Source organism: Paludibacter propionicigenes WB4, from assembly GCF_000183135.1.
GTDB lineage: Bacteria > Bacteroidota > Bacteroidia > Bacteroidales > Paludibacteraceae > Paludibacter > Paludibacter propionicigenes.
Genome location: NC_014734.1, coordinates 185382 through 207117, shown reverse-complemented (window position 1 = coordinate 207117; position 21736 = coordinate 185382). Strand labels below are relative to the sequence as shown.

The window sequence follows — 21736 nt, the reverse complement described above, 5'->3', positions numbered from 1 at the left end:
TCCCCCGAAGGGGGAGTTAAAGAAAAAAATCTAACTGAACAAAAATTATATATAACAATAACAACTTGCTCGTCAAAAGTCCCCCTTGGGGGGATTTAGGGGGCTGAAATTCGAAACATTATGATAAAGATTAATGATTTACAAAAGAGCTTCCGCACGGAAGAAATTGAAACAGTGGCATTGAACGGAGTTTCATTACACGTAGCCGAAGGTGAATTTATTGCCATTATGGGACCCTCGGGATGCGGGAAATCAACCCTGCTGAACATCCTTGGACTATTAGACAACCCGACTTCGGGCGAATACTTTTTGGCCGACACCGAAGTGGGACATTTGAAAGAGAAACAGCGTACCGACATGCGTAAAGGCAATATCGGGTTCGTATTTCAGAGCTTTAACCTGATTGAAGAAATGAATGTATATGAAAATGTGGAACTACCTCTGGTTTACCTGAAAGTAAAGGCATCGGAACGTAAACAACGCGTGGAAGAGGCTTTGAAACGTATGAACATCAGTCACCGTGCCAAGCATTTTCCAAATCAACTCTCCGGTGGACAGCAACAGCGTGTGGCCATTGCCCGGGCAGTGGTGGCTAACCCAAAACTGATTTTGGCCGATGAGCCGACCGGAAATCTGGATTCGAAAAACGGAAAAGATGTGATGAGCCTGCTGTCCGAGCTAAATAAAGAAGGAACTACCATCGTGATGGTGACACACTCGCAACACGATTCTACCTTTGCACACCGGGTCATCAACCTGTTCGATGGTCAGATTGTGTCGGAAGTGGAAAGCAAGATGTAAACTCTGCGCTTTTAAAATATAACCGCAGAAATAGTAAAACTCAAAATAAAATGAATTACTTCGGTTCAACATCCGAATAATAATCTTCTTTGCCAAATACATTTACGTTGGGTATTTACGATTTCTGCGGTTTTACTCTATCTATTATTTAGATTAAGTTGCGATCTGAGGCCACTCCGAAGCGACTAAATATCGCTAATTAGTGATCAACCGTCAACTCATCACAGTAAACACCGTCCATCCTTCGGCTGAAGTGGTATGAGTTAACTTACCACCATGCAAACGCATAATATAGCGTGAGATACTCAAACCAATACCGGTTCCGGAGTCTTTGGTGGTAAAAAACGGGATAAAAATATGTGGAAGCACTTCCTTTGGAATTGGGTTGCCGGTGTTACTCACTTCCACCTGTACCTTCCCGTCAGCTAGGCGATTTATGCTGATGCGTATCCTTTTAAGTTCGGTATCAGTAATAGCCTCCACAGCATTTTTCACCAGATTTACCAGCACTTGCGTAATCAGTTTTTCGTCAGCCAGCCATTCGGTATGTTCGTCGGCCTCCCGCAGTTCTACCTGAATATTCTTTTCGTTGATACATTTTTCTTCCAAATGAAGAATTTTATCTATCAGCGGTTTTACCTCAAAAGATCGAATGTTTGGTTTGGGAATGGCCGTAAATTTACGGTACGAATCCACAAACGACAACAAGCCTTTGGCCGTGGAATGAATCGTTTCGAAAGCCTCGATGGTGTTCAACCGTAAATCTTCTTCCGATGAATCGTTCTCCGGCATATTATGCAATGTAAGTAAAGTCTCACTCAACGAAGTAATAGGCGCAATGGAGTTCATAATTTCGTGCGTCATCACCCGTATCAGCCTGATCCACGACTCCATTTCTTTTGCTTCCAGCTCATTGCCAATATTGTTGAGCGTAATTACTTTCATCCGTCCGCGTTTAATGACAATTTCCGATAAGCTCAGACTCACCTGCATTTCCTCACGCTCATTGCTCACCTCAATGCGGGGATTATCGCCCACCCGTAGATTCCGAAACAAATCCGGAAAAGCTTCATTGACATTGCTTAGCTGATTGATATGTGTAAAGACCGGTAAACCCATCAGGTCCAGTGCCGATTGATTCACCGTTTGCACATGCCCTTTTTCGTCCATAATGATAATCCCCGTAGATACACTTTCAATAATTAAGCTCAGGAACTTTTCATTTTCCACCACCTCCTTGCGTGCACCAACCAAGATTTCCTTAATACGATTTAGCATCACGTTCAGCTCCTTTTCCCGTCGCGACAATTTATCCTCCGAAAAATGGAATGAATAATCCCCATTATCCAACGCATTAAGCAAGAAAAGCACATTGCTGTTGAACTTTTTATAATGTTGATGCATGTTGTACAAGCAAATAATGGTAGCTATTCCACTTATAATGGCAAATGACACTTCCCCTCTTACCGTGAAATAAGTCAAGGCCGCCACCGCAAGCATCAACAAAACAGTAAACGTAAGAAGTCTGTATTGAATAGATTTAAACATAATACTTTTACAAATCGTATTTTTTTATTTTACTGTAGAGCGTAGGGCGGGTAATGCCCAGTTCGATGGCAACAGCCGACATATTTCCGTTGTTTTTTACAATAGAATTCTCTATCAGCATCTTTTCGGCATCTTCAAGGCTCATATTTGCCAGCTTTGGGCTCTTCTTTTCCTGCTTCCGTAGGTAAAAATCGTCTGCCTGCAATTCTGTTCCGTCACAAAGTATCACGGCTTTCTCCATGGCATGTTGTAATTCACGCACATTACCCGGCCAGGCATATTCTTTCAATTTTTGAATCGCATTTTTACTCAGTGTCAAGCCTTTTTTATCATATTTGCCGCTATATTTCAGAAGGAAAAACTCTGCCAGTTCAGGAATATCTTCAGATCGATCGCGCAGTGCCGGAACTTCCAGATGTATCGTATTAACCCGATAAAGCAGATCTTCGCGAAACTCACCGTTTAGTACCGATTGCTCCAAATTGCGGTTAGTGGCACAAATCAGCCGGATATCCACCGGAATCGGTTTGTTATCCCCCACCCTAACCACTTGCCGGGATTGGATTACACTCAGCAATTTAGCCTGTAATGCATAGTTCAAATTTCCAATTTCATCCAGAAAAAGTGTTCCCCCATCGGCGGCTTCAAACTTTCCGGCTCTGTCGGTACGGGCATCGGTAAAAGAACCTTTTACGTGCCCAAACAACTCGCTTTCAAACAAAGTTTCGCTTACGGCTCCCATATCAACAGTTACCAAAACCTCTTCACTACGCACCGACAAGCGATGAATCTCGCGGGCAATCACTTCCTTTCCGGTTCCATTTTCACCGGTAATGAGAATACTGGCATCTGTTTTAGCAACCTTGCTTAGTAAGCTACGAAGCTCCCGCATAGTCTCGGATTGTCCCCAACAGAAAGCTTTATCCCTGTTTAATTCCCGATTAATAACCGTTTGTTTCTCGCGCAACTGCTTTACTTCTTTACGCGACTGACGAAGGGAATAGGCCGATTGGAGAGTTGCAACTAATTTTGCATTATCCCAGGGTTTTACTACAAAATCGCTGGCTCCTTGTTTCAACGCACTTACCGCTAAATCAATATCAGCATAAGCAGTAAACAGGACAACGGGAAGTTCGGCATCAAACTTTTTAATTTCCGACAACCAGTATAATCCTTCATTTCCGGAATTGATACCGGCAGAAAAATTCATATCAAGCAAAATCACATCCGGGCGATTATCATTCAACTGGGAAACCAGTGTATTGGGAGAGTTCAGTAAAATCACTTTCTGGAAATAGCTTTCAAGCAATATCCGCAAAGCACTTAGCACATTTTTATTGTCATCGACAACCAGTATACAACCCTTTTTCATTGTAAAATTATTTTACAACAAAAATACAAGCTTCTTTTTAATAACAAGCAAAATTTCAGAAGAATAATAGCAAAAAATCAGATAATAAAAAAACCGTTTTGAATCAAAAGATTCAAAACGGTTTTTTCGTGATCCGGATGAGATTCGAACTCATGACCCACGCCTTAGAAGGGCGTTGCTCTATCCAGCTGAGCTACCAGACCAATCCTTGCTTTCATTTCTAAAGCGCTGCAAAAGTAGTTCAATTTTTGGAAAGATGCAACACTTTCTTCTAAAATTGGGGAAAAGCACTAATTAATCGACTAAAATTGCTAATTTTGCGTGCTGTAAAAGGATAAGATAAATTTAACATTACTCGTAACGATGAAAGTATTAAAATTCGGCGGAACATCCGTAGGTTCGGTCAAAGGAATTCTAAGTGTAAAGAAAATTGTTGAGGCACAGAGTGAGCCTGTAATTGTAGTTGTTTCTGCTCTTTCGGGCGTGACGGATCAACTTTATAAAGTTGCAAAATTAGCTTGCGATGGTGATAAATCTTATCTTACGGAATACGATCAAATGCTTACGCGCCATTTAGAAGTTATTGAGGGCGTTATTCCTGAAAGCAAAAAAGAAGAGGTCGTTAATCTGATAAAATTACAATTTGTCGACTTATCCAATATCTTTCGCGGAGTTTATCTTATTAAAGATATTTCCACCAAGATTATTGATACTATAGTTAGTTATGGCGAATCTATTTCGTCCATAATTGTAACGCATGCCATCGAAGGAGCTGTTCATTTCGACTCTAAAGAGTTCGTAAAAACTGAAAATCAGTTTGATAAGCACATTGTCGATTTCGAAAAGACAAACGTACTGATAGGTGAAACATTCAGCAATTTACATGAAATTTCTGTTTGCGGAGGTTTCATTTCTACCGATGCTAATACCAACTTTATCACTAATTTAGGCCGGGGTGGCTCCGACTATACAGCAGCCATTATTGCTTCTGCTCTCAAAGCATCCATCCTCGAAATCTGGAGTGATGTGGATGGTTTTATGACTGCCGATCCACGTATCATAAATAATGCTTATGTAATTGAAAAACTGAGTTTCATAGAAGCTATGGAACTTTGTAACTTTGGAGCTAAGGTAATTTATCCTCCTACAATTTTCCCTGTTTTTCATCAAAATATTCCCGTAAAAATAAAAAACACCTTCAATCCTGAAGCAGAAGGAACCTATATCTCCCGTGAGAAAACAGGTGAAATTGGCAAAGCCATTAAAGGAATTTCGTCTATTAATGACACTTCGCTGATTACAGTACAGGGACTTGGTATGGTAGGTGTTATCGGTGTAAACTACCGGATTTTCCGTGTTTTGGCTAAAAACGGCATCAGCGTATTCCTTGTTTCGCAGGCTTCGTCTGAAAACACCACCTCTATCGGAGTGCGCAATGCTGACAGTACGCTGGCTGTTGAGGTCTTAAGAAAAGAGTTTGCTTATGAAATTGCTCAGGGAGAAATCAATGAAATCTTCTCTGAGGATGATTTAGCTACAGTTGCTATTGTTGGAGATAATATGAAACGGACTCCAGGTATTGCCGGAAAACTCTTTGGAACGCTGGGACGGAATGGTATAAATGTAGTAGCTTGTGCTCAGGGAGCATCTGAAACTAACATTTCATTTGTCACCGATCGTAAATCGTTACGCAAGGCATTGAACGTAATTCACGATTCATTCTTCTTGTCTGAATATCAGGTACTCAATATATTTGTTGTTGGAATTGGCACAGTAGGCAGCAGCTTGCTCGATCAAATCAAAAAACAACAACAAAAGCTTATGTCGCAAAACGGACTTAAACTGAATGTTGTAGGGATAGCATCCAGCAAAAAAATGCTTTTTAATCGGGATGGAATTAATCTTGAAAATTTCAAAAACGAATTATTGTCGAAAGGCGTAGATGCTAGTCCGAAACTTATTGGTCAGGAAATAGTCAATATGAACATTTTCAACTCTGTGTTTGTCGATTGTACTGCTAACAATGACATCTCGGAACTGTATCAGATTCTCCTCGAAAACAACATATCGGTAGTTACTGCCAATAAAATTGCAGCATCTTCTGCTTTTGAAAATTATTCAAATCTGAAAGAAACTGCTCGTCGACGTGGTGTAAAATTCCTGTTCGAAACAAATGTTGGGGCGGGTTTACCTATCATCAACACGATGAACAATCTAATCAACAGCGGTGATCATATTCTTAAGTTGGAAGCTGTACTTTCAGGGACTTTGAATTTCATATTCAACACATTAAGCAGCGAAGTCCCATTGAGTAAAGCCATCTTAATGGCCAAAGAAGCTGGGTTTGCTGAACCAGATCCCCGCATTGACTTAAGTGGAAAAGATGTGATTCGGAAACTGGTTATCCTGGCCCGCGAAGCCGGATATAAAGTTGAGCAAGCTGATGTTCTGAAAAATTTATTTATCCCGGATAAATACCTCTCCGGAAATTTGGAAGACTTTTGGAAAAGTGTACCAGAACTTGATGGTGAGTTTGAATCTAAACGACAAACGCTGGCCGCTCAAAATAAACGTTGGCGATTTGTAGCTACGATGGAAAAAGGTAACTGTAAAGTTGGTCTACAGGAAGTTGATAATATGCATCCTTTCTATGATTTGCAAGGCAGCAACAATATTATTTTGATAACAACAGAACGCTACAACGAGTTTCCAATGATGATAAAAGGCTACGGTGCTGGAGCCGGTGTAACAGCTGCCGGAGTGTTTTCTGATATCATGAGTATTGCCAATATACGATAATACGGCATGAATAAGTTTCTGAGTTCAATTTTAGCATTGATAATATCTTGTGTGTTTTTTACAGCGTGTAAAAAGCAGGCTCCACAACTTCCATCGAACAAAGGAGTTGAGATAGACAATGTGAATGCATCATTGATTAAAATTAATCAACGACTGGCGGCTAAGGAGGATCTGAAGCTGAAACAGTTTGCTAAAACGAAAGGTGCGTTCAAAAAAAACGAAACGGGTTTTTGGTATATAATTTACAAGTCTGGTAATGGACCGTTGCTCAGAGATTCAGTTAGCTGCAAGTTGTCCGGACAACTTATGCTATTGAATGGTAAAACTGTAGAAGAAGATACAAAACAACTTGTAATTGGAAAAAAAGAAGTGATAGCGGGGCTTGAAGAAGGCTTAAAACTTATGCGCAAAGGCGATAGTGCTACTTTTATTATTCCCTGGTATTTGGGATATGGATTGATTGGCCGCAAGCCGTTGGTTCCACCATATACTTCTATAATTTATAAGATAAAAGTATTGAATTAATTTTTATATCGATGTAGGCATTGTCTACAATATAAAAAATCTCAACTACATATCTTATATCTTTATTTATTTTATTAACTTTTGGTTCTCGATTTTTAATCGGATATTTGTATAAAAATAATTTAGTGATATGAAACGAATTTCTTATCTATTCTTTCTTGCTTTCCTGACATCATTGTTGGCAACATCTTGTAGTGACACAAAGACTTACGCTGAGTTGCTCAAAGAAGAAAAAAATCTGATTGATGCATATGTCAAACGTAATAATATCGAAGTAGTTTCTACGTTTCCGGCTAATACGGCATGGAACAATAATGGAAGAGACGTCTATGTACTAACTAAAAGTGGTTTATATTTCCACATGGTTAATGCCGGCGATTTGAGCAGTAATGATACTTTGATGTTGAAAAATATTGTTGTGCCACGTTATAAAGAGTACACTTTGAGCGTTGCTTCCGATACCATAAGTAACTGGTCAACGATAGATTATGCAGACCCAAGCAGTTTCACTTATGGTGACCTTACACTTTCTTGTAAGGCTTTTCATGAAGCTGCTTCGTACATGAAACGCAATGAATCTATAGCTAAAATCATTGTACCATCTTCTATAGGTTTCAACGCGGACTTATTAACGGTTACACCAAAAGCTTTTGATCTAAAAATTAAAATTCAAAGATAGTAGAACACTAAAACTTTGAAAACAAACACATAAACAAAAATAACTCACTAAAGCATGACTTTGATAAAATCAATTTCCGGTATTCGCGGTACAATCGGCGGAACGGTTGGTGATGGATTAAACCCTTTAGACATAGTTCGATTTACAGCAGCTTATGCTACTCAAATCAAGGCAACTAAACAAACAAATTCAAACAAAATAGTAGTTGGAAGAGATGCGCGTATCTCTGGCGAAATGGTTAATCAACTAGTAGTTGGAACACTGCTGGGCATGGGTCTGGATGTGGTTAACATCGGATTAGCTACAACCCCAACAACTGAATTGGCTGTGACCATGGAAAAAGCAGCCGGAGGTATCATTCTTACGGCCAGTCACAATCCGAAACAATGGAATGCACTAAAGCTTTTAAACGAGAAAGGTGAATTTCTGAATGCCATTGAAGGTGAAAACGTATTGAAAATTGCTTTGGATGAAAGTTTCACGTTCTCCGATGTAGATCAGCTAGGAAAACTCACTATTGATTCTTCATACGACAAAAAACACATCGATAGTGTACTTGCTCTTGATTTAGTAGACGTAGAAGCGATTAAAGCCGCCAATTTTAGCGTTGCCATTGACTGTGTAAACTCTGTTGGTGGTATTATCATTCCCGCATTACTTGAAGCATTGGGAGTAAAGAAAGTTGAAAAACTCTTCTGTGAACCTAACGGTCATTTTCCTCATAATCCGGAGCCATTGCCTGAACATCTCACGGATATATCATCGCTAATGAAACAAGGCAAAGCAGACGTCGGATTTGTTGTAGATCCCGATGTTGATCGCCTTGCTATAATCTGTGAAGATGGAAGCATGTTTGGAGAAGAATACACCTTAGTATCTGTAGCTGATTATGTGCTTCAACATATGCCGGGAAACACTGTTTCCAATCTGAGTTCAACACGTGCTTTACGCGATGTTACCAATTTACGTGGCGGAAAATATACTGCTGCGGCTGTAGGCGAAGTGAATGTCGTTACAGCAATGAAAGCTACAAATGCTGTTATTGGGGGCGAAGGCAATGGTGGTATTATCTACCCTGCCAGCCATTACGGACGTGATGCTTTGGTAGGCATTGCTTTGTTTCTGACCAATCTGGCCAAAACTAAAACAACCGTATCAGACCTACGTAAAACATATCCTGAGTATTATATCTCTAAAAATAAGATTCAATTAACTCCCAGTATAGATGTTGATGGAATATTGTCTGTTATAAAAAAATCGTATCAACAGTTTGAAGTAAATGATATCGATGGAGTAAAAATTGATTTTCCTACGGGTTGGGTTCATTTACGTAAATCAAATACAGAGCCTATTATTCGCATTTACTCTGAAGCCGGAACAGCAGAACAAGCAGAAGCATTTGCTTCAGCTATAATTGAAGAGATTAAAAGAATTGCAAACATATAATAAACTCTCGTACACAAAAGGCCTATTCTCGCGAGAATAGGCCTTTTTTATGCCAATATTTCATTCCTCTCAATATCGTCATAAAACGAATCAAACGCACTCTACACACCTCATTCTCATTCTATCAATCAACACCTTTGTCATAAATAATCTCTGATAGTGATTCTTTATCTGCTCCCCATACTCAAATCATCACTGTAGCCCTACAGCGAAAATAAAAACGCGGCAATCTAAATGGAGTATATTCAAATCATTTAGATGACAAATAAGGTTTTGTTTGGTAGCAATAGTTGATTCTACTAAGGTTTGACCTTATTTCTTTCAATAATATTGCCTTAGTAGAGAATGAGAAAATAAAATTCAAAACCTTATTCCTTTGTTTTTAATGACATAGTGACAAAATATATAGATTCTTATATCGAACTCACGTAAATCAGATCGTATATATTGCCAGTATTTGATTTAGGGGCAAAAAAAAGCCTCACACAATTGCTTGTATGAGGCTTTAAAAACGGCGGCTATCTACTCTCCCACTTTGCAGCAGTACCATCGACGTGGACAGGCTTAACTTCTCTGTTCGGAATGGGAAGAGGTGGAACCCTGTCGCTATAACCACCTAAATACGGTTTATTTAGTTGACAGATTATTGGTTAATTAGTTGGTTAGTTATGATTGGTATTAAACCAATTACTTATTACACTTAATTACTCAATTAACTTGTTATAATAGATAATTGAAAAAGAAGAGAGAAAAATACGCAAAGAGCGGGTTTGTTTCCTTTATCTCTACCTTTATTATTCCCCTTTAGGGGTTAGGGGTAGATTAGGGGTTCTAAAAAAGCTATCGGGCAATTAGTATCACTCGGCTCTACATTTCTGTTATACACCTGTGACCTATCAACGTGGTAGTCTTCCACGACCCTCAATGGAAATCTAATCTTGAAGATGGCTTCGTGCTTAGATGCTTTCAGCACTTATCCAAACCGAACGTAGCTACTGGGCAGTGCTCCTGGCGGAACAACCCATCGACCAGAGGTTCGTCCAACACGGTCCTCTCGTACTAGTGTCAGACCTTCGCAAATTTCCTGCGCCCACAACAGATAGGGACCGAACTGTCTCACGACGTTCTGAACCCAGCTCGCGTGCCACTTTAATGGGCGAACAGCCCAACCCTTGGGACCTTCTCCAGCCCCAGGATGTGACGAGCCGACATCGAGGTGCCAAACCATTCCGTCGATATGAGCTCTTGGGAATGATCAGCCTGTTATCCCCGGAGTACCTTTTATCCTTTGAGCGATGGCCCTTCCATACGGAACCACCGGATCACTATGCCCTAGTTTCCTACCTGATCGACTTGTCGGTCTCTCAGTCAAGCGCGCTTATACCATTATACTCTACGACCGGTTACCAATCGGCCTGAGCGCACCTTTGGAAGCCTCCGTTACACTTTTGGAGGCGACCACCCCAGTCAAACTACCCACCATACAGTGTCCTCCCTACAAGGGAGTTAGAACTCAAATAATCAAAGGGCCGTATTTCAAGGGTGACTCCACAAACACTAGCGTGCCCGCTTCGCAGTCTCCGGCCTATCCTACACATTAATTACCCAAATTCAATGTAAAGTTGCAGTAAAGGTTCACGGGGTCTTTCCGTCCCGTTGCGGGTAATCGGCATCTTCACCGATACTACAATTTCACCGAGCTCACAGCTGAGACAGTGCCCAGATCGTTACACCATTCGTGCAGGTCGGAACTTACCCGACAAGGAATTTCGCTACCTTAGGACCGTTATAGTTACGGCCGCCGTTTACTGGGGCTTCAATTCAATGCGTCTCTTGCGATAACATCTCCTCTTAACCTTCCAGCACCGGGCAGGTGTCAGGCCATATACTTCATCTTTCGATTTTGCATAGCCCTATGTTTTTGTTAAACAGTCGCCTGGGCCATTTCTCTGCGGCTTCTCATTCAACATGAGGAAGCGCCCCTTCTCCCGAAGTTACGGGGCTATTTTGCCTAGTTCCTTAGCTGTGAATCACTCGAGCGCCTTAGTACGCTATACTTGACCACGTGTGTCCGTTTGTGGTACGAGTACTTATAAGATTAACGTTTAGCGGATTTTCTTGGGAGTCTGATTACATCCATATCCGATTGCACAAGTGCGCTCGGTACTATCAGGTTCGACTCTAGGAGCGGATTTGCCTACCCCCGTCAATATCTACACCCTTTAACGACCTATTCCGTCAGGCCGCAGGACTTTCACTGCTCCGTCCCCACTTCACTCTTATAAGTAGTACTGGAATATTAACCAGTTCTTCCATCGGCTTCGCCTATCGGCTATACCTTAGGCCCCGACTAACCCTGATCCGATTAGCGTTGATCAGGAAACCTTAGTCTTCCGGCGGGGAGGTTTCTCGCCTCCCTTATCGTTACTTATTCCTACATTTGCTTTTCCAGCCGCTCCAGAGTAAGTTGTCCTTACGCCTTCAACGCTGTACTGGAATGCTCCCCTACCAATTATACAATGTATAATTCCATAGCTTCGGTAATATGCTTATGCCCGATTATTATCCACGCCAAACCGCTCGACTAGTGAGCTGTTACGCACTCTTTGAATGAATGGCTGCTTCCAAGCCAACATCCTAGCTGTCACTGCAGTTCGACTTCGTTAATTCAACTTAGCATATATTTGGGGACCTTAGCTGATGGTCTGGATTCTTTTCCTCTCGGACATGGACCTTAGCACCCATGCCCTCACTGCTGCAAAACATTTATATGCATTCGGAGTTTATCAGGACTTGATAGGCGGTGAAGCCCTCGCATCCAATCAGTCGCTCTACCTCATATAAACTATTGCAACGCTGCACCTAAATGCATTTCGGGGAGTACGAGCTATCTCCAAGTTTGATTAGCCTTTCACCCCTACCCACAAGTCATCCGAACACTTTTCAACGTATACCGGTTCAGTCCTCCATTTCGTGTTACCGAAACTTCAACTTGCTCATGGGTAGATCACTTGGTTTCGCGTCTACTCCCACTGACTATGGCGCCCTGTTAAGACTCGCTTTCGCTTCGGCTGCGTACCTGAAATACTTAACCTTGCCAGTGAAAGTAACTCGTAGGATCATTATGCAAAAGGCACGCTGTCACACCACGAAGGTGCTCCAACCGCTTGTAAGCGAACGGTTTCAGGATCTATTTCACTCTTCTATTCGAAGTACTTTTCACCTTTCCCTCACGGTACTGGTTCACTATCGGTCTCTGGGGAGTATTTAGCCTTACCGGATGGTCCCGGCAAATTCATACAGGATTTCTCGTGTCCCGCACTACTCAGGATACTGCTATCAAAATAAAACTTTACCTGTACGGGATTATCACCCTCTATGATCGATCTTTCCAAATCGTTCCAGTTCGTTTTTATTCCAAATATCGCAGTCCTATAACCCCAACAATGCATTACTACATCATTGGTTTGGGCTTCTCCGCGTTCGCTCGCCACTACTTGCGGAATCACTTTTGTTTTCTTCTCCTAAGGGTACTTAGATGTTTCAGTTCCCCTCGTTCGCCTCCCGCATAGCGGGATAACATAGCTTCACTATGTTGGGTTGCCCCATTCGGAAATCTCGGGATCATAGGTTATTTGCACCACCCCCGAGCTTATCGCAGCTTATCACGTCCTTCATCGCCTCCCAGAGCCAAGGCATCCACCGTTCGCTCTTATTTGCTTTTTTTATTTCTTGTTTGCTCGTATCCATAGTTATCAGACGCATTTACATGCGTCTCTACAAATACTCAATGCTTAACTTTAGATTACTCTATCGCAAAGCATTGCTTTACTACTTTTTCTCTCTTTCTTTCAATATATCAAAGATCGCTATTGAATGAATAATTAATAATTGATAATTAATAATTATTTTGTCTCACGACAATTATTCATTTAATGTGTTGATTGTTAGTGGTTCAATACTAATAATCTGTATTACTTTTTTGCTATTCTTCAAAAAAAAACAACCCGCTGGTCGATTTTTGTGGAGAATATCGGGCTCGAACCGATGACCCCCTGCGTGCAAGGCAGGTGCTCTAAGCCAACTGAGCTAATCCCCCGAGTATTTTCAGTTATCAGGGAACACTTATCAGTTATCAGTTCTTCAACTGTTCACTGTTCACTGCTCACTGTGAACTGTTGTTGTAGTCCCAGGCAGAGTTGAACTGCCGACCTCTACATTATCAGTGTAGCGCTCTAACCAACTGAGCTATAGGACTGAATTTCAGTTATCAGTCATCAGCTTTCAGTTATCAACTTCTCTTGTGTAACTACCGTTTTCAGTTATCAGTCATCAGGTATCAGTTATCAGCATTCTCTGTAACTTGCATTACCGCTGACTGTTCACTGTTTACTGTTCACTGCTGACTGTATTTATATCATAAACAACATAATGTAGTACTCAAAAAGTTTGCACTTTCCTTGTATACCACTTTTCTACTAAGTTTCGATAACATCGCTCCAGAAAGGAGGTGTTCCAGCCGCACCTTCCGGTACGGCTACCTTGTTACGACTTAGCCCCAGTTACTAGTTTTACCCTAGGACGCTCCTTGCGGTTACGTACTTCAGGTCCCCCCAGCTTCCATGGCTTGACGGGCGGTGTGTACAAGGCCCGGGAACGTATTCACCGCGCCATGGCTGATGCGCGATTACTAGCGAATCCAGCTTCACGGAGTCGAGTTGCAGACTCCGATCCGAACTGAGAGAGGCTTTAAGAGATTAGCATCTTGTCACCAAGTAGCAACCCTCTGTACCCCCCATTGTAACACGTGTGTCGCCCCGGACGTAAGGGCCGTGCTGATTTGACGTCATCCCCACCTTCCTCACACCTTACGGTGGCAGTCTCAATAGAGTCCTCAGCTTAACCTGTTAGTAACTATCAATAGGGGTTGCGCTCGTTATGGCACTTAAGCCGACACCTCACGGCACGAGCTGACGACAACCATGCAGCACCTACACATCTGCTATTGCTAGAAGACCTGTTTCCAAGTCGGTCAGATGCATTTCAAGCCCGGGTAAGGTTCCTCGCGTATCATCGAATTAAACCACATGTTCCTCCGCTTGTGCGGGCCCCCGTCAATTCCTTTGAGTTTCATTCTTGCGAACGTACTCCCCAGGTGGAATACTTAACGCTTTCGCTTTGCCACATACAGTATATCGCATACAGCTAGTATTCATCGTTTACTGCGTGGACTACCAGGGTATCTAATCCTGTTTGATCCCCACGCTTTCGTGCCTCAGCGTCAGTTGTATCCCAGTAAGCTGCCTTCGCAATTGGTGTTCTGTGTTATATCTAAGCATTTCACCGCTACACAACACATTCCGCCTACCTCATTTACACTCAAGACCCTCAGTTTCAATGGCAATTTTACGGTTGAGCCGCAAACTTTCACCACTGACTTAAGGGTCCGCCTACGCACCCTTTAAACCCAATAAATCCGGATAACGCTCGGATCCTCCGTATTACCGCGGCTGCTGGCACGGAGTTAGCCGATCCTTATTCGTAAAGTACATACAATAGAGTACACGTACTCTTTTTTATTCCCTTACAAAAGAAGTTTACAATCCATAGAACCTTCTTCCTTCACGCGACTTGGCTGGTTCAGGCTCTCGCCCATTGACCAATATTCCTCACTGCTGCCTCCCGTAGGAGTCTGGTCCGTGTCTCAGTACCAGTGTGGGGGACCTTCCTCTCAGAACCCCTAATGATCGTTGCCTTGGTGAGCCGTTACCTCACCAACTAGCTAATCATACGCATGCCCATCTGTAAGCCATAAATGTTTAACCACTAAACCATGCAGTTCAGTGGTATTATGCGGTATTAGTCCGAATTTCTCCGGGTTATTCCCCTCTTACAGGTAGGTTGCATACGTGTTACTCACCCGTGCGCCGGTCGCCACCAAAGTATTGCTACCTTTATGCTGCCCCTCGACTTGCATGTGTTAGGCCTGTCGCTAGCGTTCATCCTGAGCCAGGATCAAACTCTTCGTTGTATCTTTTTTTTATTTGCTCGGATGCTATCTATTCCTAAATTTATTGTAGAAAATTGACGTGGTATAAAAAATCTTTGTATCCTTTGACAGATACTCCCATTTATAAAAAATGTTCCCTTTCCTTATACTACATTATTTGTTGTTCATGTATTCTCAAAGATCGATGCTTGATACCCCTAACCCCTAAAGGGGAATTTGGAAGTTGCACTTCGCAGTGCAGTTGTTTATCAAGACTTCTAATGTTACTACAAAATAGCTCCCTATTTTATAACTTGTTTTGCTTTCGTTCTACCCTCAAATTTTGTGAGACAAACGGGCTGCAAAGATACTGCTTTTTCTCAATATACCAAACTTTATTAGAAAAGTTTTGATTTTTATTTTCAAGAAAATTTGTCGGGAAAACTTAATTTTATCCAACTTAACTGTTTTTTAATCAGTCAGTTATTAAACCATTTTTAAACCCAAAGCTTCTCTCTCAAAGCGGCTGCAAAGGTAATGCTTATTTTTAAACTACCAAACTTTTTGAGAAAAATAATTTCTTTATTTATTTGACACCTCTTTTCATTACCTAACTACCGTGCTTCTCTCTCAAAGCGGGTGCAAAAGTAGTCACTTTATACATACAAACCAAATCATTTTACCTTTTATTTCTGCTGTAAAACATACAAATCCCCTTAAACGCCTGATAAAAAACTTGTTCATACACAAAAATAATTTCAAAAAAAATGAGCCTAATTCGTTTCCAGAGACAAAAGCCGGAGAGAAGCAACGCAATTTAAGCTAAAAGCACGAAGAGATTAAGATTCTAGCACAAGTAATAGCGATAAAACGAGTAGGAAAATGATTGAATTAATTCACAAACTGATTCTGGATACTAGTTCTCAGCGCTAACTTTAACTGTTCAATATCCACTTTATGCCCTAATTCTTTTTCCATAGAGGTAACTCCTTTATCGATAAAACCGCATGGATTGATATAATTGAAGTATTCTAATTGAGTATTCACGTTCAATGCAAAGCCGTGCATGGTAACGAAACGTGAACTTCGAACTCCAATAGCACATATTTTTCGGCAGGTTGGCAATCCCACATCAATCCAAACTCCTGTTGCCCCATCCAAACAAGAAGATTGTATATTATATAATGATAAGGCATGAATAATGGCCTCTTCTATATAATGTATATATTGCTTCAATCCCAGATTGAAATTTGCCAAATCGAAAATAGGATATCCCACTACCTGACCCGGTCCGTGATAAGTTATATCTCCTCCCCTATTAGTCTGCACAAAACTGGCATGTTTAGCCTGTAGCTGAATATAATTCAACAAAAGATTTTGTTCATCTCCACTTTTCCCAAGCGTATAAACATGAGGATGCTCGCAAAAGACAAGAAAATTATCTGTCTCTATACCTCCAACCTTTCTTTCAATTGTTGCAGAGAACAACGCTTCTTGTTTTGACCATGCTTCATTATATTCAATTAATCCCCAGTCAACAAATTGTATCTGACTCATTTTCTTCTGTGCTTTTTATGTTGTTTCGGACTTACAGGTCTTTTATCAAAATCCACCTGAGGTAGTTTGCCCATTAGATTCACGATCTGATTTTTACGTCCCAGAATGTAACCTGAAGGATTTCCGGCATTAAACTTACGGGGATTAGGCAGACAGGCTGCAATTAGTGCAGCTTGTGATTTTGTCAGTTCTGAAGCATGTACGCCAAAATACTCCTGGGCAGCAGCTTCTACTCCATAAATCCCATCACCCATCTCGATAACATTCAGGTAAGCTTCCATAATACGTTTTTTTGACCAAACAAGTTCAATCAGTACCGTATAATAAGCTTCCAATCCCTTTCTAATATAGGAGCGTTGTGGAAAAAGAAATACGTTTTTGGCTGTTTGCTGAGAAATTGTACTCCCGCCTCTGATTTTTTTTCCATTCAGATTGTGCTCAAACGCCTTCGTCATATCATTAATAGAAAATCCGTGGTGCGTTAGAAATAAATTATCTTCTGAAGCAACCACAGCTTGTATCATATTGGGCGATATATTATCGATTGACACCCATTGCTTGCTGTTTTTAGGCATCTCACCCTGAGCAACAGACTCAACAGAACGAATAAACATGAGGGGAGTAACATATATGGGAGTAAACCAATCGATTATTACCCATGCAATACTGATTACAAAGAGGATAATCAATAGCTTTCGCAGGAAACGAAATAGTCTGTAACCAAATTTTCTTTTTACCTTAACATCAGAAATTCCGGTAACGACATCTGATGTTGCTGAATTTTCGGGCTGCTCAATCATATCAAAAATAGAAAAATAAAATTATCCGTTTTAAAACTATCGAAACAAATTAAACCAGTTTAAAACGCACTCGCCAGCGATTATTTTCAAAATCGTGACTGATAATCTCAAATCGACCTAATTCAGCTGTGTTACTCACATGCTGACCAATACATGCACAAGCGTCGTAATCGCCAACCCGAATAATCCGTAAAGTCTCGGTAGCATCGGCAGGCAATTTTGACAAATCTACCAATTGAGCAGCATCTTTTCTATCCATAAAATCGATAGTTACCGGTAGATGCTGATTAATAACTGCATTCACCTTGTCTACCAATTCAGAAATTTGCTCTTCTGTAGGCGCTTCGGACAACACATAATCACATTTTGATTTTTTCTTTTCTATATGAGCATTCATCGACCGGGGGCATCCAAACATACGAATCATAGTCTGATTCAAAATATGCTCGCAAGTGTGCATTGGTTCGCAATAATCTTTCTTAGGTTGATTTATAATATTCTCCATCGGATCAAAATTAGGATGCAAAGATAATCAATCGAACTGAAAACAATAAAAAAACGGACAGTCCATTTCTGAACCATCCGTAAATTAATTATCTCAATTTTCGCTACTCAGTCAGAACGAGTGATGTATCGGATTCCGGCAATTGCATATCATCTTGTTCATCTTTTAAATTCACGCCCGACAACTTACGTCTGAAAGACTCATCCACAAGATACAATAGTTTGGAATTTGCAGCTGCATAGGAGAGGCCATCACGACGTACATTCGAAATACAATTTCGTCGTTCATCGGTTGTGCCATTTACCGGCGCATAGGTGATATAAATCCCCATACTATCGGGAGACGTCAAACCCGGACGTTCGCCAATAAAAACAATAGACATTCGGGCATTAAACAGCTCTGCCACAGAGTCAGCAATAGCCACTCTACCCTGCTCAACAACACAAATTGGCGCTAAAGAATAATTCCTGCGCTTGAGTTCCGGCAAAAGCAAGCTAAACAAGGAGTAAATATTACTCTCAATGGCTACAGATGAAAGCCCATCGGCAACAACCATCGCAATATCGTACGCGCTTTCTTTCTGAGTTTCTTTGATTAACCTGATAGAATTTTCAGAAAGCGTTCTGCCTAAATCCGGCCGTTGCAGGTAAACAGCACGATCCGTAGCACCGGATTGAATCAACAGCACCTGATTGTCACAAATTTCCTCCAACGTATTTTTTACCGATTCCTTTTGAAGCGGTACATGTACCGCATCGATTGCCCGTGCATGTGCCAGTTTAAATGCCAACGATTCTTTTGTTGGAATAGAACTTCCACAACGCCCGATTGCAATTCTGGCTTTTGTGTGTATTTTTAAAGACTCCCAACTGCTGGCAATAATAGTTTTTTCTTCTCGGCTAATCATAACGATGATGCATTTAAAAAGAACTGATAATTTTGGCGTAATTCGACAGGTTTCATTGTATCACTGAAAAGATTCATTTTAATGAGCCATGCCTCAAATTCCGGCGCCGGCTTCAATCCAAGTACCGATCTGACATACAATGCATCATGAAACGAAGTACTTTGATAATTCAGCATAATATCATCAGCTCCGGGCACACCCATTATAAAATTACAACCGGCAACTCCGAGTAAAGTCAACAACACATCCATATCATCCTGATCGGCTTTGGCATGATTAGTATAACAAATATCAACTCCCATGGGCAAACCTAATAATTTGCCACAGAAATGATCTTCTAATCCTGCCCGAATAATCTGCTTACCATCATAAAGGTATTCAGGTCCAATAAACCCAACCACAGTATTAACCAACAAGGGATTAAAGCAACGAGCAAGTCCATAAGCACGCGTTTCAATAGTTTGTTGGTCTACCCCGTGATGAGCATTGGCTGATAATGCACTTCCCTGACCTGTTTCAAAGTACATGCAATTATTTCCTATCGTTCCCCTGTTAATACTCAATCCCGCTTCGTAACCTTCTTTTAAAAGATTGTAATTCACTCCAAAACTCTCATTTACGCCCTGGGTTCCTCCAATGGACTGAAAAACCAAATCTACCGGAACTTTATTTTCAATGGCTTTGATTGTGGTAGTGATATGCGTAAGTACACAACTTTGCGTCGGGATCTCAAATTTCTCCCTCAATTCATCCAGCATATGAATTAATTTACAAACCTGCTGGTAATTGTCTGTCGCCGGATTAATTCCAATAACCGCATCTCCGCATCCATAAAAAAGCCCATCCAGCACACTGGCTGCAATAGCTTTCATATCATCCGTAGGATCGTTGGGTTGGAGTCTTACGGAAATTCTGTTTTTTAATCCGATAGTATTTCGAAATGAAGTAATTACACTGATTTTGGATGCGACCTGAATCAGATCCTGATTACGCATAATCTTAGAAACAGCTGCTACCATTTCCGGAATTAATCCCGGGGCAATCTCTCTCAAAACTGCTTCATCAGTCTCATCCATTAATAACCAGTTTCGAAATTCACCCACAGTCAGGTTAGAAATTCGTTGAAATGCAACGAAATCATGCGTATCAAAAATTACTCTGGTTACTTCATCATCGTCATACGGAATAATCTCTTCTTTTAAAAAATCGGATAAAAATGTATCGGCCAACACCATCTGCGCCGCAACTCTTTCTTCATTGGAGCCTGCCGAAACACCCGCCAAAGAGTCTCCTGATCGCTCAGGAGATGCTTTAGCAAGCAATTCTTTCAGTGAATTGAATGAATATGTATTAAAACCGATACTAGTAGATCTTTTCATCATTAATCTTTTGTCACAACCTCTGAAACAACTTCTTCTTCCCCTAACTTAGCTTTTTGATAGGATGCTATTTTAAACCATGCAAATGACACAGCCATTATAATTACATATATTCCGGCCAATTGTAAGTTGTAATAAACCACAGCCACCAATGAGATAACAGCAATAATTAACGCAACAATTGGAGTCAATGGGAAAAACGGAACTTTGAAAGGCCTTTCAAGTTCAGGTGCACTTTTTCTCAGTTTTAATACTGACAACATCGATACTATGTACAATGTAAGAGCTCCGAAAACCGAAATCGTAATGATTTCTCCAGTACGACCTGAGAAAAGAGCTATAATTCCGATAAACATATTTACAATTAATGCAACTGCCGGAGTGTGGAATTTCTTACTGATTTTACCCAATACAGGTGGAAGAAAGTTTTCTTTTCCCATTTCATAAACAGCACGTCCAGAGGCCAATATAATACCATGAAATGAGGCAACCAGTCCAAACAAACCAATAAAAATAAGCATGTGATACAAAAAGCTGCTATTGCCTACTATTTGAGTTAAAGCCAGTGGTAACGGTGAGTCTGTAGCAGCAGCACCCGGAGCTGGATAAACTACGGCTTCCCAACCACCTACACCAATGGAAGATACAAAAGTCAATATGGCCAACACAACTAGAGTAAAAATTGCCGAACCTAAACCGATTAGTACATTTCGCTGTGGGTTAATTGTCTCTTCCGCAACATTTGCAACACCTTCAATAGCCAGAAAAAACCAAATAGCAAAAGGTATAGCCGCAAATATTCCACCAATTCCATTCGGAAATGCATTGATTGACAAATTAGACATCTCAAATTTAGGTAATGTTACCCCCGAAAAGATTAAAAGCTCTCCAACGGCAAGTATAGTTACAAACAATTCGAACCGGGCAGCAGTCTTGACACCTGAAACATTCAATGCTGTAAAAAGAAGATAAGCTACTACGGCGATTGACGTGGTGGAATACTCCGGCAAAAACAAATGGAAATAAGCCCCGATGGCAGCTGCAATTGCAGGAGGTGCAAACACAAACTCAACAACCTGAGCCATACCTGCCAAAAATCCAAAACTATTTCCATGTGATTTTCTGCCGTACACAAAGGCACCACCAGCTTTAGGAATAGCACAAGCTAACTCCGTATAACTAAATGTAAAGCACAAATACATGACAATAATAAAAAGAGTAGCAATAGCTAATCCCAGAGTTCCGCCTACAGGTAATCCCAGATTCCATCCGAAATACATTCCCGAGATAACAAATCCGACTCCCAAACCCCATAAAGATACCGGTCCGAGCTTACGTTCCAATGTTGGCGCGTTTTGTTTTTTTGTAGTTTCCATACGTAATTGTTTTTTGAATTATAAAATATGTCCTTTTCTTGCAAACAAAATAA

The 21736-nt window shown here is 40.9% G+C and carries 13 protein-coding genes, 3 tRNA genes and 3 rRNA genes; 5 read left to right on the top strand and 14 right to left on the bottom strand.

Annotation, left to right across the window (positions count from 1 at the left end; all coding sequences use genetic code 11):
• Positions 1-120 precede the first annotated feature (120 nt).
• Entirely contained in the window at positions 121-801 is a 681-nt protein-coding gene (locus PALPR_RS00865) for an ABC transporter ATP-binding protein (protein ID WP_013443699.1), read from the top strand.
• A 213-nt stretch (positions 802-1014) separates the two neighbouring features.
• Here PALPR_RS00865 and PALPR_RS00860 read toward each other — a convergent pair whose 3' ends face one another.
• The 3 genes from PALPR_RS00860 to PALPR_RS00850 form a co-directional block, all read right to left on the bottom strand.
• Positions 1015-2349: a sensor histidine kinase gene (locus PALPR_RS00860; protein WP_013443698.1), complete on the bottom strand. Its 1335-nt coding sequence runs from the start codon at positions 2347-2349 to the stop codon at positions 1015-1017.
• 7 nt (positions 2350-2356) lie between these two features.
• Positions 2357-3721: a sigma-54-dependent transcriptional regulator gene (locus PALPR_RS00855; protein ID WP_013443697.1), complete on the bottom strand. Its 1365-nt coding sequence runs from the start codon at positions 3719-3721 to the stop codon at positions 2357-2359.
• A 129-nt stretch (positions 3722-3850) separates the two neighbouring features.
• Positions 3851-3924 (bottom strand) — tRNA-Arg (locus tag PALPR_RS00850).
• A gap of 160 nt (positions 3925-4084) precedes the next feature.
• On the opposite strand from PALPR_RS00850, the gene thrA reads away from it, so the two are divergent.
• From thrA to glmM, 4 genes are all read left to right on the top strand, one after another.
• Positions 4085-6520 (top strand): bifunctional aspartate kinase/homoserine dehydrogenase I, encoded by a 2436-nt coding sequence (gene thrA, locus PALPR_RS00845; protein ID WP_013443696.1) that lies wholly within the window; start codon positions 4085-4087, stop codon positions 6518-6520.
• Between the two features lie 6 nt (positions 6521-6526).
• Positions 6527-7045, top strand: a complete 519-nt coding sequence (locus PALPR_RS00840; protein ID WP_013443695.1) for an FKBP-type peptidyl-prolyl cis-trans isomerase — start codon at positions 6527-6529, stop codon at positions 7043-7045.
• A gap of 130 nt (positions 7046-7175) precedes the next feature.
• Positions 7176-7724, top strand: coding sequence for a DUF4827 family protein (locus PALPR_RS00835; RefSeq protein WP_013443694.1), 549 nt, complete (start codon positions 7176-7178; stop codon positions 7722-7724).
• Positions 7725-7778: 54 nt separating this feature from the next.
• Entirely contained in the window at positions 7779-9170 is a 1392-nt protein-coding gene (gene glmM / locus PALPR_RS00830; RefSeq protein ID WP_013443693.1) for a phosphoglucosamine mutase, read from the top strand.
• A 509-nt stretch (positions 9171-9679) separates the two neighbouring features.
• Here glmM and rrf read toward each other — a convergent pair.
• The 11 genes from rrf to eat all read right to left on the bottom strand — a co-directional run bounded on the left by rrf (position 9680) and on the right by eat (position 21683).
• Positions 9680-9790 (bottom strand): 5S ribosomal RNA (rrf, locus tag PALPR_RS00825).
• 211 nt (positions 9791-10001) lie between these two features.
• Positions 10002-12896: ribosomal RNA gene (locus PALPR_RS00820) — 23S ribosomal RNA — on the bottom strand.
• 298 nt (positions 12897-13194) lie between these two features.
• A tRNA-Ala gene (locus PALPR_RS00815) sits at positions 13195-13269 on the bottom strand.
• 85 nt (positions 13270-13354) lie between these two features.
• A tRNA-Ile gene (locus PALPR_RS00810) sits at positions 13355-13428 on the bottom strand.
• Between the two features lie 245 nt (positions 13429-13673).
• A 16S ribosomal RNA gene (locus PALPR_RS00805) occupies positions 13674-15201 on the bottom strand.
• The 16S, 23S and 5S rRNA genes sit together here with 2 tRNA genes alongside, the layout of an rRNA operon.
• Before the next feature lie 849 nt (positions 15202-16050).
• The gene (gene lipB / locus PALPR_RS00800) at positions 16051-16716 is read right to left on the bottom strand and encodes a lipoyl(octanoyl) transferase LipB (protein ID WP_013443692.1); all 666 of its coding nucleotides are present in this window, start codon (positions 16714-16716) and stop codon (positions 16051-16053) included.
• Entirely contained in the window at positions 16713-17516 is an 804-nt protein-coding gene (gene mtgA / locus PALPR_RS00795) for a monofunctional biosynthetic peptidoglycan transglycosylase (protein ID WP_013443691.1), read from the bottom strand. The genes lipB and mtgA overlap by 4 nt, the downstream gene beginning before the upstream one ends.
• Before the next feature lie 49 nt (positions 17517-17565).
• Positions 17566-18021 carry an alanyl-tRNA editing protein gene (locus PALPR_RS00790; protein WP_013443690.1) on the bottom strand — a complete coding sequence of 152 codons (456 nt, stop codon included), beginning with the start codon at positions 18019-18021 and terminating at the stop codon, positions 17566-17568.
• Between the two features lie 103 nt (positions 18022-18124).
• Positions 18125-18928: an ethanolamine ammonia-lyase subunit EutC gene (gene eutC / locus PALPR_RS00785; protein ID WP_013443689.1), complete on the bottom strand. Its 804-nt coding sequence runs from the start codon at positions 18926-18928 to the stop codon at positions 18125-18127.
• Entirely contained in the window at positions 18925-20310 is a 1386-nt protein-coding gene (locus PALPR_RS00780) for an ethanolamine ammonia-lyase subunit EutB (RefSeq protein WP_013443688.1), read from the bottom strand. Before PALPR_RS00780 ends, eutC begins: the two co-directional genes overlap by 4 nt.
• Positions 20310-21683, bottom strand: coding sequence for an ethanolamine permease (gene eat / locus PALPR_RS00775; protein WP_013443687.1), 1374 nt, complete (start codon positions 21681-21683; stop codon positions 20310-20312). The genes PALPR_RS00780 and eat overlap by 1 nt, the downstream gene beginning before the upstream one ends.
• Between the last annotated feature and the right edge of the window lie 53 nt (positions 21684-21736).